Consider the following 15,058-nt stretch of genomic DNA (forward strand, 5'->3'; position numbering starts at 1 on the left):
GGTCTGGGGGGCGGCAGCCCCCCAGATACGGGTCGGGAAGGGGCGGAGGGGCGAAAACCCTGGCTCAGCCCCCCCCATTGACTCAGCTCCATTGACTCAGCTCCATTGACTCAGCCTCCGTTGGCTCAGCCCGCCGTTGACTCAGCCCGCCCTGACGACGACCCGCACAACCCCGTCCGGCCCCGCCAGCAGCACCGGCGTCTCGGGCCCACCCAGGTCCCGTACGGCCGCACGGTCCTCCTCCGAGGCCGCCTCCGCCTCGGACACGACGGCCGCCGCCTCCAGGGACTTCGCCCCGGACGCCACCGCCATCGCCACAGCGGTCTGCAGGGCGCTCAGCCGCAGGGAGGGCAGAGCCACGGTCCCGGCGACATACGTACGGCCCGTCTCGTCCCGTACGGCCGCCCCCTCGGGCACACCGTTGCGGGCCCGCGCGGAACGGGCCAGGGTGACGATCTTGCGGTCCTCGGGGTCAAGCGCGCTGCTGTCGGTCATGCCCTGAGCATACGAAGTACCGGCACGCACCCCTGCCGAAGGGGGTCACTCGGCCGTCGCCGAGGGGGTCACCCGGCCACCGCCGAACGGCGTCACCCGGCCACCGCCGAACGGGGCCGCCGGCCACCGCACAACGGCGTCACCCGGCCACCGGATACATCGACCCCCGCCGCCCCTCCGGCGAGGCGAGCCACTCCAGCTTCGCCGCCGTGTTCGCCTCCGGCAGCGGCGTGTGCAGCACGATCGTGAGATCGGGCCGGGCCGGCACCTTCATGGCGGTGGACTCGACGGAGAGCAGGCCGACCAGCGGATGGTCGAGTTCCTTGCGGATCTGCCCGGCGTCCTCGATGTCCCGCCGCTCCCACAGTTCGGTGAACTCGCCGCTGACCTGCTGAAGTTGGGCCAGCAGCTCCTGGAAGCCCTCGTCGTCCGGCGCGGCGGCGCACGACGCGCGGAACTGGGCGACGACCGTGCGCGCGTTCACCCCCCAGGTCCGCGACCGGCCCCGGTAGAGGGGGTCGGTGAAGAAGTCGACGATGCAGTTCTGCGAGTTCTCGGGACGCATGCCGAGGACCATCCCGGCGGCGTCGTTGTACATCACGCAGTTGTAGTAGCGGTCCATGATGTGCGCCGGATACGGCATCCAGGTGTCGATCAGCCTGCGCAGCCCGTCGCACATGTCCCGGTCCTCGGGCGCGACCTCGGCGGCGGGCGGATTCAGCCCGGCGAGCACGTACAGATGGCGCCGCTCGGCGTTGCTGAGGCGCAGCACGCGGGCGACCGCGTCCAGGACCTGCGGGGAGACGGAGATGTCCCGACCCTGCTCCAGCCACTGGTACCAGGAGGCTCCGACGCCGGCGAGCACGGCGACCTCCTCGCGGCGCAGGCCGGGCGTACGACGGCGTGCCCCGCCGTCCGGCAGGCCGGCCTCCGCCGGTGTCACGCGCGCCCGACGGCTCATCAGGAAGTCCCGCAGTTCCCGCCGTCGGCGGGTCCGGAGCGCGTCCTCCGTCACGTTCGAATCCCCCTCTTGGTGACTGGTGGTGCGACCACCAGCATAAGTTGCCGCTCCCCACTGATATTCCGGCCGCAGCAAGCTCTTGCCCATGGCGATCGACACCACCGAAACCACATCCGCTTCCCACCCCTCCCCCCTCGAACAGTCCCGTCCCGGCGCCCGGCTGTCGACCCGCGACAAGCTCGTCCTCTTCGTGCTGTGCGCGGCGCAGTTCATGGTCGCGCTCGACTTCTCCGTACTGAATGTGGCGCTGCCCGTGCTCGGCAGGGACCTCGGCATGAGCCAGTCCGCGCTGCAGTGGGCGGTCACCGCCTTCGCGCTGCCGTCCGGCGGCTTCCTGCTGCTCTTCGGCCGCATCGGTGACCTGTACAGCCGTCGCAGGCTGTTCCTGGCGGGCCTGGCCCTCTTCGGCGCCGCCTCACTGCTCGCGACGTTCGCCTGGGACCCGGCGTCCTTCCTGGCCGGGCGGGCGCTGCAGGGGCTGGGTGCGGCGGCGATCGTGCCGACGGGCATGTCTCTGTTGACGACGACCTTCCCGGAGGGGCCGGCGCGCGACCGTGCCCTGGGCATCTCCGGCACGCTGCTGTCCCTCGGCTTCACGGTCGGCATGGTGGCGGGCGGCGTCCTGACCGACGTGCTGAGCTGGCGCTCGACGATGGGTCTGCTGTCGGTCTTCGCACTGATCGTGCTGGCGCTGGCGCCGGCCCTGCTGCCCGAGTCCCTCCCCCATGGCCGCAAGGGCATGGGAGGTGCCCCCAGCCCCGAGCGGCCGCGCCTCGACACCCCCGGCGCGGTCACCGTCACCGGCGGTCTGCTGGCCCTGATCTACGCCCTGTCGACGGCGGCCGAGCGCGGCTTCGGCGGCGCGGACGTCATCGCGACCCTCGCCCTGGGCGTGCTCCTGCTGGCCGCGTTCGTGTGCGTCGAGTCCCGGACCCACGCCCCGCTCGTCAGCCTGCCCATGCTGCGCCGCCGCACGGTGGCGTGGGGCAACCTGGCCGGCCTGGTCACCTTCTCGATGATGTCGACGGTGGTCTTCGTCCTGACCCTGTACCTCCAGAGACCCTCGGCCTGTCCGCCTTCGAGACCGGCCTGGTCTTCGGCGTCCAGGGCGTCCTGTCGGCCGTCGCCGGGGTGTCCGCGCCGAAGGTCATCGGCCGCTTCGGCGCCCGCCGTACACTGGTCGGCTCGCTGGCCGGTCAGGGCCTGTTCGTGGCGGCGATGACGCTGCTGAACGCGCACACCTGGTCCGTCTGGCTCGCCACCGCCGCCGTCTCGCTGGCCAGCATGTGCCACCTGGGCGCGATCGTCTCGTACGGTCTGACCGTCACCTCGGGCGTCCCCGACGAGGAGCAGGGCCTGGCCACCGGCCTGGTGACCTCCACCCAGCAGGTGGGGCTCACCGTCGGCATCCCGCTCCTCGGCGTCCTGGCGACGACGTCGGACGACCTGCTGAGCGGCGTCCACACGGTCCTCGCCCTGGACGCGACGATCGTCCTGGCGGCGGCGGTCCTGGTCGCGGTCGGCCTCGGCCGGCGCGGCCCGAAGGCGGGCTCAGGACCGGTCGAGGCGGAGGCGCTCGGCCTTCGGTAGACCGGCGACGACGAGATCGTACGAATCCTCGATGAGCTCCCGGACCAGCCGGTCCGGGAGTTCGCCGTCCACCGTCACCGTGTTCCAGTGCCGCTTGTTCATGTGATAGCCCGGGATGATCAGGCCCGGGTGCTCCCCGCGCAGCCGGATCGCGTCCTCCGGGTCGCACTTCAGGTTGACCGTGAGCGGGCGCGCCTCCAGGTTCGTCAGCGCGAAGAGCTTGCCCAGCACCTTGAACACCGAGGTCTGCGGGTTGAACGGGAAGTCCTCCACCGTCGCGTTGAAGGACAGACAGAAGGCGCGCAGCTGCCGCGGGGTCACTCCGGCTTCGCCTCCTCGGCGGGCTCCGCCGGGGCGACCGGCTCGACGAGCACCGTGACGATCTTGTTCCGGCGTCCGGCCGCGGCCTCGGCGGTCAGCCGCAGTTCGCGCCCGTCGGGCAGTTCGACCACCGCGGACGCCCCGGCGATCGGAACCCGCCCGAGCGCCTTCGCGAGCAGCCCGCCGACCGTCTCCACGTCCTCGTCGTCGTACGCCTCGAAGCCGTACAGCTCGCCGAGGTCGCCGATGTCCAGGCGGGCGGTGACCCGGTAGCGGTCGTCGCCGAGCTCCTGGACGGGGGGCAGCTCGCGGTCGTACTCGTCGGTGATCTCACCGACGATCTCCTCCAGGATGTCCTCGATGGTGACGATCCCGGCCGTGCCGCCGTACTCGTCGATGACGACGGCGACGTGGTTGCGCTCCTGCTGCATCTCGCGCAGCAGATCGCCCGCGTTCTTGGTGTCGGGCACGAAGGTGGCGGGGCGCATGGCCGTCGACACCAGCTCGGACTCGGCGTCCCGGCTGATGTGCGTCTTGCGGGCGAGGTCCTTCAGATAGACGATCCCGACGATGTCGTCCTCGCTCTCCCCGGTGACGGGGATGCGCGAGAAACCGGAGCGCAGGGCGAGGGTGAGCGCCTGCCGGATGGTCTTGTACCGCTCGATGACGACCAGGTCCGTACGGGGCACCATCACCTCGCGTACGAGGGTGTCGCCCAGTTCGAAGACCGAGTGCACCATGCGGCGCTCGTCGTCCTCGATGAGGGACTCCTTCTCGGCGAGGTCGACCAGTGCGCGGAGCTCGGCTTCGGAGGCGAACGGGCCGCGCCGGAAGCCCTTGCCGGGCGTCAGCGCGTTGCCGATGAGGATGAGCAGGGGCGGGATCGGGCCCATGATCCGTGCCAGGGGCAGCAGCACGTACGCCGCCGCCGTCGCCGTGTTCAGCGGGTGCTGGCGGCCGATGGTGCGCGGGGAGACGCCCACCGCGACGTACGAGACGAGGACCATGACGCCGATCGCGACGGCCAGCGCCTGCCAGGTCTTGTCGAACTCCTTCAGGCAGGCGTACGTGACGAGCGCGGCGGCCGCCATCTCGCAGGCGACGCGGACGAGCAGCGCCACGTTCAGGTAGCGGGTCGGGTCGGCGGCGACCTGGGCGAGCTTCGCGCTGCCGCGTCGGCCGCCGCGTACGGCCTCCTCGGCGCGGAAGCTGGAGACGCGCGCCAGGCCCGCCTCCGCGCAGGCGGCGAGCCAGGCGACGACGACCAGCAGGACGGCGCCGAGGGCGAGTTGAGGACTCATGACACGGTCGGAGCCGGCGAGGGGCCCGTCATGCCCTTCTCGCCGCGCCAGCCGTCCACGATGGCGGCCTGGAGGCCGAACATCTCGGCCTTCTCGTCGGCCTCCTCGTGGTCGTAGCCGAGCAGGTGCAGCACGCCATGGACGGTGAGGAGCTGAAGCTCCTCGTCCATGGTGTGCTGCGTCGGAGCGTCCTTGCCCTGCCGCTCGGCGACCTCCGGGCAGAGCACGATGTCGCCGAGCAGCCCCTGCGGCGGCTCGTCGTCGTCCTTCGACGGCGGACGCAGCTCATCCATGGGGAAGGACATGACGTCCGTCGGGCCCGGCAGGTCCATCCACTGGATGTGCAACTGCTCCATGGCGTCGGCGTCCACGACGATCACCGAGAGCTCGGAGAGCGGGTGGATGCGCATCCGCGCGAGCGCGTAGCGGGCGATGTCGAGGATCGCCTGCTCGTCGACCTCGGTTCCGGACTCGTTGTTGACGTCGATCGACATGGGTGTGCTGGTCTACTTCCCTTTGTGGCCCCGGCCCTTGTGGGAGCCGTTCTCGGTGCCGTTCTCGCTGTCGTACTTCTCGTACGCGTCGACGATACGGCCGACCAGCTTGTGCCGGACGACATCGTGGGACGTGAGCCGCGAGAAGTGCACGTCGTCGAGGCCCTCCAGGATGTCCTGGACCTGGCGCAGTCCCGACTTCGTCCCGTTCGGGAGGTCGACCTGCGTCACGTCACCCGTGACCACGATCTTCGAGTCGAAGCCGAGGCGGGTGAGGAACATCTTCATCTGCTCGGCGCTCGTGTTCTGGGCCTCGTCCAGGATGATGAAGGCGTCGTTCAGCGTGCGGCCGCGCATGTAGGCCAGCGGGGCGACCTCGATGGTGCCCGCCGCCATGAGCCGCGGGATCGAGTCCGGGTCCAGCATGTCGTGCAGCGCGTCGTACAGCGGGCGCAGGTAGGGGTCGATCTTCTCGTAGAGCGTGCCGGGCAGGAAGCCGAGCCGTTCGCCCGCCTCCACCGCGGGGCGGGTGAGGATGATCCGGTTGACCTGCTTGGACTGCAGCGCCTGCACGGCCTTCGCCATGGCGAGGTACGTCTTGCCGGTTCCGGCGGGGCCGATGCCGAAGACGATGGTGTGCTTGTCGATGGCGTCGACGTACCGCTTCTGGTTGAGCGTCTTGGGGCGGATGGTGCGGCCTCGCGAGGACAGGATGTTCTGCGTGAGCACCTCGGCCGGAGTCTCCTGGCCGTCGCCCTCCCCGTTCTCGCTCGCCCTGAGCATGGCGATCGAGCGTTCCACTGCGTCCTCCGTCATCGGCTGCCCCGTGCGGAGCACCAGCATCATCTCGTCGAACAGGCGCTGGACGAGGGCGACTTCACCGGCGTCGCCGACCGCACTGATCTCATTGCCCCGGACATGGATGTCGGCCGCCGGGAAGGCCTTCTCGATCACGCGCAGGAGGGCGTCGCCGGATCCCAGCACGGTGACCATGGGGTGGTTCGCGGGAACCGTGAAATGCGCTCGTGCCTGCCCCTGTGCGGGGGTCTGAGCTGTGGGTGTCTGAGTCATGGGCCGGCTCTGTAGGCCTGCTTTTCCTCCTTGATCGGCACGCTTGCCACATGGGCAGCCTTGCGTTTCCCAGGGTACGTCGCTGCACTGACAGAGCCGTAGGGCTTTTCCTCACCTCGTGGCGTCACCCCACGACGTCACCCCACTACGTCAGCCCACGGCGTCGCCGCGGGACGTCCGCCCACGGCGTCACCGCACGACGTCAGCCCTCGGCGTCACGTGACGTCCGTCCTCGCCGTCACGACCAGCGCCCGAACCCGATCGTGGGCACCGCCCGCCGCAGTGGCCACGGGCGGGTCACCTCCGGCAGCAGGCCCTCCAGGAAGGCGTACCGGTTCAGGGCCGTCGGATCCTGGTCGGCGACGGAGTGGACGCGGCGCCACCACGCAGCGATCTCGGCCCAGCCGGGCGCCGACAGCGAGCCCCCGAACTCCTGGACGGAGAGGGCGGCGGTGAGCCCGGCGAAGGCGAGGCGGTCGGCGAGGGGCCAGTCGGCGAGGGTGCCCATGACGAAGCCGGCGACGAAGACGTCGCCGGCGCCGGTGGGGTCCAGGGCCTCCACGGCGATCGCCGGGACCTCGGCGGTCTCACCCGTACGACCGTCCACGGCGTAGGCGCCCTCGGAGCCGAGCGTGACGACCGCGAGCGGTACGTACTCGGTCAGCGCGTGCGCCGCCGAGCGCGGGGAGTCGGCTCCGGTGTACCGCATCGCCTCCTGGGCGTTCGGCAGGAAGGCCTCGCAGTGTTCGAGGTCGGCCAGGCCCGCCAGGTCCCAGCGGCCGGTGTCGTCCCAGCCGACGTCCGCGAAGATGCGGGTGCCCGCGCGCGCGGACTCGGCGATCCACTGCGCGCGCGTGCCGGGCGTCAGCGAGGCGACGGCGGCACGCGCGCGGGGGGCGTGTTCCGGCGCGGGCTCCACCGGTGGCGGCTCGTGTCCGTGGCTGACCATCGTGCGCTCCCCCTCGTACGCCATGGAGACGGTGACGGGCGAGTGCCAGCCGGGCACGGTGCGCGACGGGGTCAGGTCGATGCCCTCGCCCTGTTCCAGCGCGTCCCAGCAGTACTCCCCGTAGTGGTCGTCGCCGAAGGCCGCCGCGAGGGAGGTCTTCAGGCCCAGCCGCGCGAGGGCGCTCGCCATGTTGGCGACACCGCCCGGGCTGGAGCCCATCCCGCGCGCCCAGGACTCGGTCCCACGCACCGGGGCGGAGTCGAGGCCCGTGAAGATGATGTCCAGGAAGACCGTGCCGGTGAGGTAGACGTCCCAGGGCGGGTCCTGCGGAGTGCGCAGCCCGGCGAGCGGGTCGACGTGGGCCTGGCAGAACGGTCGCTCTCCGTCGGACGCGATCACGGTGCGCTCCCTGAGGTGGTGCGGATCTGGCCAGTGTGCACCACAGCACCCACGAGCCGCCGACGGTCACGCCGGGGTCACCGCCCCCAAACCCCCGCTCGTCAAACGCGGGAGGGGCTGAATCCCAGAGGTGGAGGGGGCGAAGAGCGGGCTCGTCTACCCCCACTCACCCGTCACAAACAGAACGTGCCCCAGATCACACCGCCCCACCTTCTTCGCACCCCCACCCCCTTGATACAAATTGCCCGCGCGTTCCTGTCCGTCGACAGCCGCCCAACCCCCTTACCGAGCCGCTTCTTTCGCATGCCCTGGGAACGCCCGTGTCCGCCCGCACCACCACGCCCTGGCCCCTCGTCGCCCTTTTCACGGCCGGGTACCTCGCCGCGTACCTGCTGCCGACCACCGTCGGCAGACTGGACGCGGGCCTCCCGCTGTCGGCCACGCAGGCCGGTGCCATCGGCAGCGCGCTGCTGCTGAGTTCGGCGACGGCGGGCTTCCTGCTCGCCGCCCGGGTCGACCGCTTCGGCCCCCGCAGGCTCGCCCGAACGGGCCTGCTCCTCGCGGCCGTCGGCTACGGCACCGCCGCCCTCACCTCGGCCATCCCCCTGGTCATCGCGGGAGCGGTGGTCGGCGGCTTCGGTTCCGGTACGGCCACCACGGTCGCCGCCACCGGCGTGGCCGCCCAGCGCGACCCGCACCGCACCACCACCCTGGGCCTGCTCGGCGTATCCGGCCTCGCGGGCGCCCTGTATCTGACGATCCCCCACCTCGGTCCGGCGCACGGCCTCCCGCTCGCCGCGATCGCCTGCACCGCGCTGCTCGTACTGCCCCTGACCGGGCGCCTGCCCGCCCACGCGCCGGCGCCCCAGGCACTCCGCGCCGCCACCCCGCTCCCGCACCCCCGCTCCGGAGTCGTCCTCGCCGCCGCCATGCTCTGCTGGTCCCTCGCCCAGAACTCCCTCTGGGGCGTCAGCGGCCGCATCGGTCTGACCCAGGCGGGGCTGACCGAGGTCACGGTCGGCGCGGTCTTCGCGGTGGCGCTCGGCGCCGGACTGCTGGGCGTGGTCGGGGCGGGCGCGCTGGGCCCGCGGCTCGGCCAGGCCCTGCCGATCGGCGCGGGCACGGCGCTGATCGCCGGGTGCATCGCGCTGAGCGCGGCGGCGAGCGACCTGACGTCGTTCGCGACCGGCGAGATCGCCTGGAACACGCTCTACCCGGTGGTGCTCTCGTACGTGATCGGCCTCGCCGCCTCCCTGGACCAGCGCGGCCGGTGGGCGGTGCTCGTCGGATCCGCCTCCTCGCTCGGCACGGCGTGCGGCCCGCTCACCGGCAGTCTGCTCTCGGCGCGGACGGGTTACCCGGCGATGGGCGCGATCCTGGCACTCGGTCTGCTCGTCGTCACCGTCCCGATGACGGCGGTGGCGCTCCGCCCGAGGCGCGGCGTCCCGCAGGAACACCCGGTCGTCGAGATCCCGCTGGAGGCCGTACCCGCCCAGCGGACGGCGTACGACATGGCGGGACCCCGGCAGGCGGCAGCGGCAGCCACCCCGGGGCCCGGAACCGCCTGACTACTGCTCGAACGCGAGCTACTCGAACTCGTACGCGTCGACCTCGGCGATGTACCGGGCCCGCCGCTCCTCGTCGTGCTCCAGGAAGGACGCCTCGAAGGAGTTGCGGGCCAGCTCCCGCAGCCGCTCCTGGCCGAGCCCGAGCGCCTCGTGCACGGCGTGGAAGGTGTCGCCGACGTAGCCGCCGAAGTACGCGGGGTCGTCGGAGTTGACGGTGCACAGCAGCCCGGCGTCCATCATGGCGGGCAGCGGGTGGTCCTCCAGGATGTCGACGGCCCGCAGCCGTACGTTCGACAGCGGGCACAGCGTGAGCGGGATCCGCTCCCGCACCAGCCGCTCGACGAGCTCGGGGTCCTCCATGCAGCGCAGCCCGTGGTCGACGCGCTCGACGCCGAGCACGTCCAGCGCCTCGGTGATGTACGCGGGCGGGCCCTCCTCGCCGGCGTGCGCGACGCGCCGCAGACCGAGCGCGGCGGCGGCCTCGTACACCTCGCGGAACTTGACCGGCGGGTGGCCGACCTCGGCGGAGTCCAGGCCGATGCCGACGATCCGGTCGAGGTACGGCTTCGCGGCCTCCAGCGTCTCCATGGCCGACTCGGCGGACTCGTCGCGCAGGAAGCACATGATCAGCTGGGTGGAGATGCCGTGCGTCTCCTCGCTGCGGACCAGCGCGCGGTGCAGACCCTCCACGACGGTCCCCATGCCCACCCCGCGCACGAGGTGCGCCTGCGGGTCGAAGAAGATCTCCGCGTGCCGCACGCCCTGCGCGGCGGCCCGTGCCAGGTAGGCGTCGGCCAGGTCGGCGAAGTCCTGTTCCGTCCGCAGTACGGCCATGAGCTCGTAGTACAGGTTCAGGAACGACTGGAGATCGTCGAAGAGATACGCCTTGCGCAGCTCTTCGGTGTCCGCGTACGGCAGCGTGACGCCGTTGCGCGCGGCGAGCGCGAAGGCCAGCTCGGGTTCGAGGGTGCCTTCGATGTGGAGGTGCAGTTCAGCCTTGGGGAGGGACATCGAAGCATCGTACGGTCGCTTCCCGGCCGCCCCGGAATCGGCGCCCGGGCCCGAACGGTGTCACCCGCGCTCAGGCACCCGGCACCCGGCGTCGCCCCCGCCCGGGACCGGCACTCGGTGTCACCGGCGCTTGGGACCGGCACCCGGCGTCACCGGCGCCTGGGGACCGGCACCCTCACCAGATCGTGCGCCACCGTCAGGTCCCCCTCGAACCCCGCGGCCCGTGCCTGCCGCTCGAACTCTCCCCCGGACTCCGTCGGGGAGGTGCCCCCGGGATCGGAGTACCGCTGGCTGAAGTGCGTGAGCACGAGATGCCGTACGCCAGCCTCTTTCGCCACCCGACCCGCCTGACCCACCGTCAAATGGCCGTGGTCAACGGCGAGTTGGTGGTCTCCGTCCAGGAACGTCGACTCGATGACGAGCAGATCGCACCCCTCGGCGAGCGCGTACACCCCCTCGCACAGCCGGGTGTCCATGACGAACGCGAATCGCTGCCCGCGGCGCAGCTCGCTGACGTCGGCGAGCGACACCCCGGGAAGCGAGCCCTCCCGCTGCAGGCGCCCGACGTCCGGCCCCTTGATCCCGCGCTCGGCGAGCAGCTCCGGCAGCATCCGCCGACCGTCCGGCTCGACCAGCCGGTATCCGAAGGACTCGACGGGGTGGGAGAGCTTCCGCGCCTGAAGGGTGTACGACGGCGTGGACGCGAGCACACCGTCCGTGTCGACCGGCGCCTCCGTCAGGGCGACGGTCTCGCGGTAGGCGGTCGCGTACCGCAGCCGGTCGAAGAAGTGCTGCCCGGAGCGCGGATAGTGCGCGGTCACCTCGTGCGGGACGCGGTCGAGGTTGATGCGCTGGATCACGCCGGCGAGTCCGAGCGAGTGGTCGCCGTGGAAGTGGGTGACGCAGATCCGGTGCAGGTCGTGCGCGGCGACCCCGGCACGCAGCATCTGGCGCTGCGTGCCCTCGCCGGGGTCGAAGAGCAGTCCCTCGCCGTCCCACCGCAGCAGATAGCCGTTGTGGTTGCGGTGCCGGGTGGGGACCTGGCTGGCGGTGCCGAGGACCACCAATTCACGTGCGGACAAGGTCGGTTATCCCGGGGGCCACTGCATGCCGCGACCGCCCAGCACATGGGCGTGCGCGTGGAAGACGGTCTGGCCGGCGCCGCTGCCGGTGTTGAAGACGACGCGGTAGCTGTCCAGTTTCTCCTCGGCGGCGACCTCGCCGGCCTCGCGCAGCACGTCCGCGGCGACGCCGGGTTCGGCGGTCGCGAGCGACAGCGCGTTCGGATAGTGCACCCTGGGGATGACCAGGATGTGGGTGGGCGCCTGGGGGTTTATGTCGCGGAAGGCGACGGTCGTCTCGGTCTCCCGGACGAGGGTCGCCGGGATCTGCCCCGCGACGATCTTGCAGAACAGGCAGTCGTCCTGCGGCTCTCCTGTCATGCGTGTGCCTCCTCACGCCCGCTGATCATTACGCCCGCATGCTATCGGCCCGGACGGGCGGGCCGCCTGCGGCCGTGCCCGCCCGAAAGGGCGGGCGGGGGTCATCCGCCGCGAAGCGGCTGATCGGCCGCACCACGACGGCGCGGCGCCCGCCCGCGGGCGGTCACCCTCCGCCGACGTCACAACGGCGGCAGAGCGGGCGCGGTCTTCGCCGGGTTTTCCGTCAGGGCCGCCAGGGCGAGGCGGATCGCCTCGTCGAGTTGGGGGTCACGTCCGGCGGCGTGGTCCTGCGGGGCCTGGACGACCTCGACGTCCGGGTCGACGCCGTGGTTCTCCACGCCCCACTCGTAACCCTCCAGCCAGAACGCGTACTTGGGCTGAGTGACGAGCGTGCCGTCGACGAGCCGGTAGCGGCTGTCGATGCCGATCACCCCGCCCCAGGTGCGGGTGCCGACGACGGGCCCGATGCCCAGCGCCTTGATCGCCGCGTTGACGATGTCGCCGTCGGAGCCGGAGAACTCGTTGGCGACGGACACGACCGGGCCGCGCGGCGCGTCCCCCGGGTAGCTGTACGGCCGCATCCCGCGCGGCAGGTCCCAGCCCACGATGCGCCGCGCGAGCTTCTCGACGACCAGCTGGGAGGTGTGTCCGCCGCGGTTCTCCCGGACGTCCACGACCAGCCCCTCGCGGGCCACCTCGATCCGCAGGTCGCGGTGGATCTGGGCCCAGCCGGGCGCCTGCATGTCGGGCACGTGCAGATAGCCCAGGCGCCCGCCGGACTTCTCGTGGACGTAAGCGCGCCGGTCCGCGACCCACGCGTGGTAGCGCAGCGGCTCCTCGTCCGCGAGCGGTACGACCACGGCGTGCCGTACGTCGCCGCCGCCGGACGGGGAGAAGGTCAGCTCGACCGGCTTGCCCGCCGTGCCGACGAGCAGGGGTCCGGGCCCGGCCACCGGGTCCACCGGCTGCCCGGCGACCGCGACGACGGCGTCCCCGGCGCGCACCGCGACACCGGGCGCGGCGAGCGGCGCCCGCGCGTGCGGGTCGGAGGTCTCGGACGGGAGGATCCGGTCGATGCGCCAACTGCCGTCCGCGTGACGGGAGATGTCCGCGCCGAGCAGCCCCTGCGCCCGGTCGCCGCCGCCCCAACCGCCGCGCGGGGTGACGTAGGCGTGCGAGGTGCCGAGCTCGCCCTGCACCTCCCACAGCAGGTCCACGAGGTCGTCGTGGGTGGCGACGCGTTCCAGGATCGGCCGGTAGCGGTCGAGGATCCCCTCCCAGTCGGCCCCGCCCAGGTCCGGCCGCCAGAAGTTGTCCCGCATGAGGCGGCCCGTCTCGTCGTACATCTGCCGCCACTCGGCGGCCGGGTCGACGGTCTGCCGTACCCGCGAGAGGTCGACGGTGATGTTCGTGTCGCTCTCGTCGTCGTTCGAGGCGCGCCGGTCGCTGGGGACGACCTTGAGCTTGCCGTCGGTCCACAGCAGGACCCGCTTGCCGTCGCCGCTGACGGAGAAGTGGTCGGCGTCGGCGGCGAGGTGCTCGATGCGCTGCTGGACGAGGTCGTACCGCTCCAGCTCGGTCTTCAGGTCCGGGTCGTCCGGGGTGGCGCGGGAGGCGCCGAGCACACCGCGGACCGGATGGCGCAGCCACAGCAGCCCGTCCTTGGCGGCCCGCAGCGTCGAGTAGCGCGCGGCCTCGACGGGGAACGGCACGATCCGGTCGCCGAGGCCGTCGAGGTCGATCCGGGTGGTCGGGGCGCCCTCGCTGTCGGGCGTCTCGTCCTTGTCGGGCGCCTCGAAGGGGCGGCCGTGCCGCTGCGGCCCGAACGGGGACGGCGTGGTCGCGGCCAGCGTGATCAGGTAGGGCCGCGAGCCGCCGACGAACGCCAGGTCGAAGACGTGCTCGTCGTAGACGGGGTCGAAGGCGCGCGCCGACAGGAAGGCGAGGTGCTTGCCGTCCAGGGTGAAGGCGGGCGCGTAGTCCCGGAAGCGGAGCGGGGTCGCCTCGGTGACCGACAGGTCGGCGGTGTTGGCGAGCTTGAGCTGGCGCAGCGGGTCCGGGCCGGGGTGCGACCAGGCGAGCCACGCCGAGTCGGGCGAGAAGACCAGGCCGCTGACCTCGCCGTCCTCGCTGCGGTCGACCTCGCGCACCTCGCCGCTCTCACGCTCGACGAGCAGCACCCGTCCGTCGTGCGAGGCGACGGCGGCGCGGCTGCCGTCGGGCGCCACCGCGAGCCCGAGCACCCGCCCGAGCTGCCCGGCCGCGAGCCGGCGGGGGGTGGCCCCCGGCGCGACTCCCGTCGCCGGAGCGAACTCCAGGGCGTCGTCGCCCTCCGCGTCCGTCACCCACACCACGTACTCCTCGCCGTCCGCCCGGAAGGTGCGGGGCAGCCGGGCGCGTACGCCCTGTTCGGCGGCGAGGGCGCGGGCCGGCCCCGAGCGGTGGGTCACCCAGTGGACGGCGCCGCGCACGGAGATCGCGCTGCCGCGTCCGGTGTGGTCGGGCGCGGCGGCGGAGAACCAGCGCGAGGCGCTCACGGGGTGCGGCTGCTGGTCGACGCGCTGGCCGCCGAGCCGGATGTCCAGGCGCCGCGGCTCGGCGCCCTCCAGGTCGCCGAGGAGCCACAGCTCACCGGCCGACGCGTACACGACCCGCGTGCCGTCGGTCGCCGCGTGCCGGGCGTAGAAGCCGTCGAGCGGTGTGTGCCGTCGCAGGCCGGACCCGTCGGCGAGGGAGGAGTAGAGCGCCCCGACGCCCTCGTGATCGGACAGGAAGACGACGCGGTCCCCCACCCACGACGGGTACTCGAGATTCCCGTCGAGGTCCTCATGCAGCCGTACGAACCCCCCGTCGCCCTCCCGGTCGATCCACAGCTTGCCCGCCGTACCGCCGCGATAACGCTTCCACCAGGCGGCCTCGCGCCCCATGGGAGCGGACAGCAGCACCAGGCCGGGACCGCCGTGGGCGACATCGCCGACCGGCCCGTACGGAAGGGTCGTCGCGGGGCCGCCGTCGAGCGGGACGGCCCGGGCCCAGCTGCGCCGCAGGCTCGCCTGTCCCTGGGTGCTGAGTGCGAGCACCTGGCCGTCCGGGGTCCAGCCGCGCACCTGGGTGCGCGAACTTCCCCAGTACGTCAGCCGCTTGGCGGGGCCGCCGTCCAGGGAGGCGGCGTGCACCTCGGGTGCCCCGTCCCGCGTCGACGTCCAGGCGACGGTCGTTCCGTCCGGGGAGATGCGCGGGTGGTTCACCGGTACGTTGTCGGCGCTGATCCGCCAGGCGCGGCCGCCGCCGTCGAGCGGGGCGGCCCAGACGTCGTCCTCGGCGGTGAAGACGACCAACTCACCGTGCAGATGCGGAAACCTGAGATACGCGGAGGCTGCGGACTCTGTCACCCGA

At 72.3% G+C, this 15,058-nt stretch carries 12 protein-coding genes and 1 pseudogene; 2 read left to right on the forward strand and 11 right to left on the reverse strand.

Translation table 11 applies throughout. The annotated features are described in order from the left end of the window. Window positions 1-141: 141 nt before the first annotated feature. Window positions 142-495 (reverse strand): cytidine deaminase, encoded by a 354-nt coding sequence (locus tag ACFVXA_RS21190; RefSeq protein WP_362018314.1) that lies wholly within the window; start codon window positions 493-495, stop codon window positions 142-144. Window positions 496-634: 139 nt separating this feature from the next. After that, the gene (locus ACFVXA_RS21195) at window positions 635-1,456 is read right to left on the reverse strand and encodes a helix-turn-helix transcriptional regulator (RefSeq protein ID WP_383905145.1); all 822 of its coding nucleotides are present in this window, start codon (window positions 1,454-1,456) and stop codon (window positions 635-637) included. A gap of 145 nt (window positions 1,457-1,601) precedes the next feature. Between ACFVXA_RS21195 and ACFVXA_RS21200 the strand changes: the two are divergent. Next, window positions 1,602-3,106 (forward strand): annotated as a pseudogene (locus tag ACFVXA_RS21200) (MFS transporter). Here the strand turns inward: ACFVXA_RS21200 and ACFVXA_RS21205 are convergent. The 5 genes from ACFVXA_RS21205 to ACFVXA_RS21225 form a co-directional block, all read right to left on the reverse strand. After that, entirely contained in the window at window positions 3,068-3,427 is a 360-nt protein-coding gene (locus ACFVXA_RS21205; RefSeq protein WP_362018308.1) for an MmcQ/YjbR family DNA-binding protein, read from the reverse strand. The pseudogene ACFVXA_RS21200 and the gene ACFVXA_RS21205 overlap by 39 nt on opposite strands. Further along, window positions 3,424-4,728, reverse strand: coding sequence for a hemolysin family protein (locus tag ACFVXA_RS21210; protein ID WP_362018306.1), 1,305 nt, complete (start codon window positions 4,726-4,728; stop codon window positions 3,424-3,426). The genes ACFVXA_RS21205 and ACFVXA_RS21210 overlap by 4 nt, the downstream gene beginning before the upstream one ends. Next, window positions 4,725-5,222: an rRNA maturation RNase YbeY gene (gene ybeY, locus ACFVXA_RS21215; protein ID WP_362018304.1), complete on the reverse strand. Its 498-nt coding sequence runs from the start codon at window positions 5,220-5,222 to the stop codon at window positions 4,725-4,727. The genes ACFVXA_RS21210 and ybeY overlap by 4 nt, the downstream gene beginning before the upstream one ends. Before the next feature lie 12 nt (window positions 5,223-5,234). Further along, entirely contained in the window at window positions 5,235-6,293 is a 1,059-nt protein-coding gene (locus ACFVXA_RS21220; RefSeq protein ID WP_362018302.1) for a PhoH family protein, read from the reverse strand. Between the two features lie 238 nt (window positions 6,294-6,531). Next, complete coding sequence (locus ACFVXA_RS21225; protein WP_362018300.1) at window positions 6,532-7,641, reverse strand: PfkB family carbohydrate kinase; 1,110 nt, start codon at window positions 7,639-7,641, stop codon at window positions 6,532-6,534. Window positions 7,642-7,961: 320 nt separating this feature from the next. Between ACFVXA_RS21225 and ACFVXA_RS21230 the strand changes: the two genes are divergently transcribed. Then, entirely contained in the window at window positions 7,962-9,209 is a 1,248-nt protein-coding gene (locus ACFVXA_RS21230; RefSeq protein WP_383744172.1) for an MFS transporter, read from the forward strand. A gap of 18 nt (window positions 9,210-9,227) precedes the next feature. Here the strand turns inward: ACFVXA_RS21230 and ACFVXA_RS21235 are convergent, their stop codons facing one another. The 4 genes from ACFVXA_RS21235 to ACFVXA_RS21250 form a co-directional block, all read right to left on the reverse strand. Further along, complete coding sequence (locus ACFVXA_RS21235; RefSeq protein ID WP_384022300.1) at window positions 9,228-10,220, reverse strand: adenosine deaminase; 993 nt, start codon at window positions 10,218-10,220, stop codon at window positions 9,228-9,230. Window positions 10,221-10,369: 149 nt separating this feature from the next. Next, window positions 10,370-11,302 carry a ribonuclease Z gene (locus tag ACFVXA_RS21240; RefSeq protein WP_390025994.1) on the reverse strand — a complete coding sequence of 311 codons (933 nt, stop codon included), beginning with the start codon at window positions 11,300-11,302 and terminating at the stop codon, window positions 10,370-10,372. 6 nt (window positions 11,303-11,308) lie between these two features. After that, window positions 11,309-11,662 carry a histidine triad nucleotide-binding protein gene (locus tag ACFVXA_RS21245; RefSeq protein WP_383905063.1) on the reverse strand — a complete coding sequence of 118 codons (354 nt, stop codon included), beginning with the start codon at window positions 11,660-11,662 and terminating at the stop codon, window positions 11,309-11,311. Window positions 11,663-11,841: 179 nt separating this feature from the next. Continuing rightward, window positions 11,842-15,054 carry a S41 family peptidase gene (locus tag ACFVXA_RS21250; RefSeq protein WP_390025996.1) on the reverse strand — a complete coding sequence of 1,071 codons (3,213 nt, stop codon included), beginning with the start codon at window positions 15,052-15,054 and terminating at the stop codon, window positions 11,842-11,844. Window positions 15,055-15,058 lie beyond the last annotated feature (4 nt).

It is taken from the genome of Streptomyces sp. NPDC058246 (genome assembly GCF_042881985.1).
Taxonomy (GTDB): Bacteria; Actinomycetota; Actinomycetes; order Streptomycetales; family Streptomycetaceae; genus Streptomyces.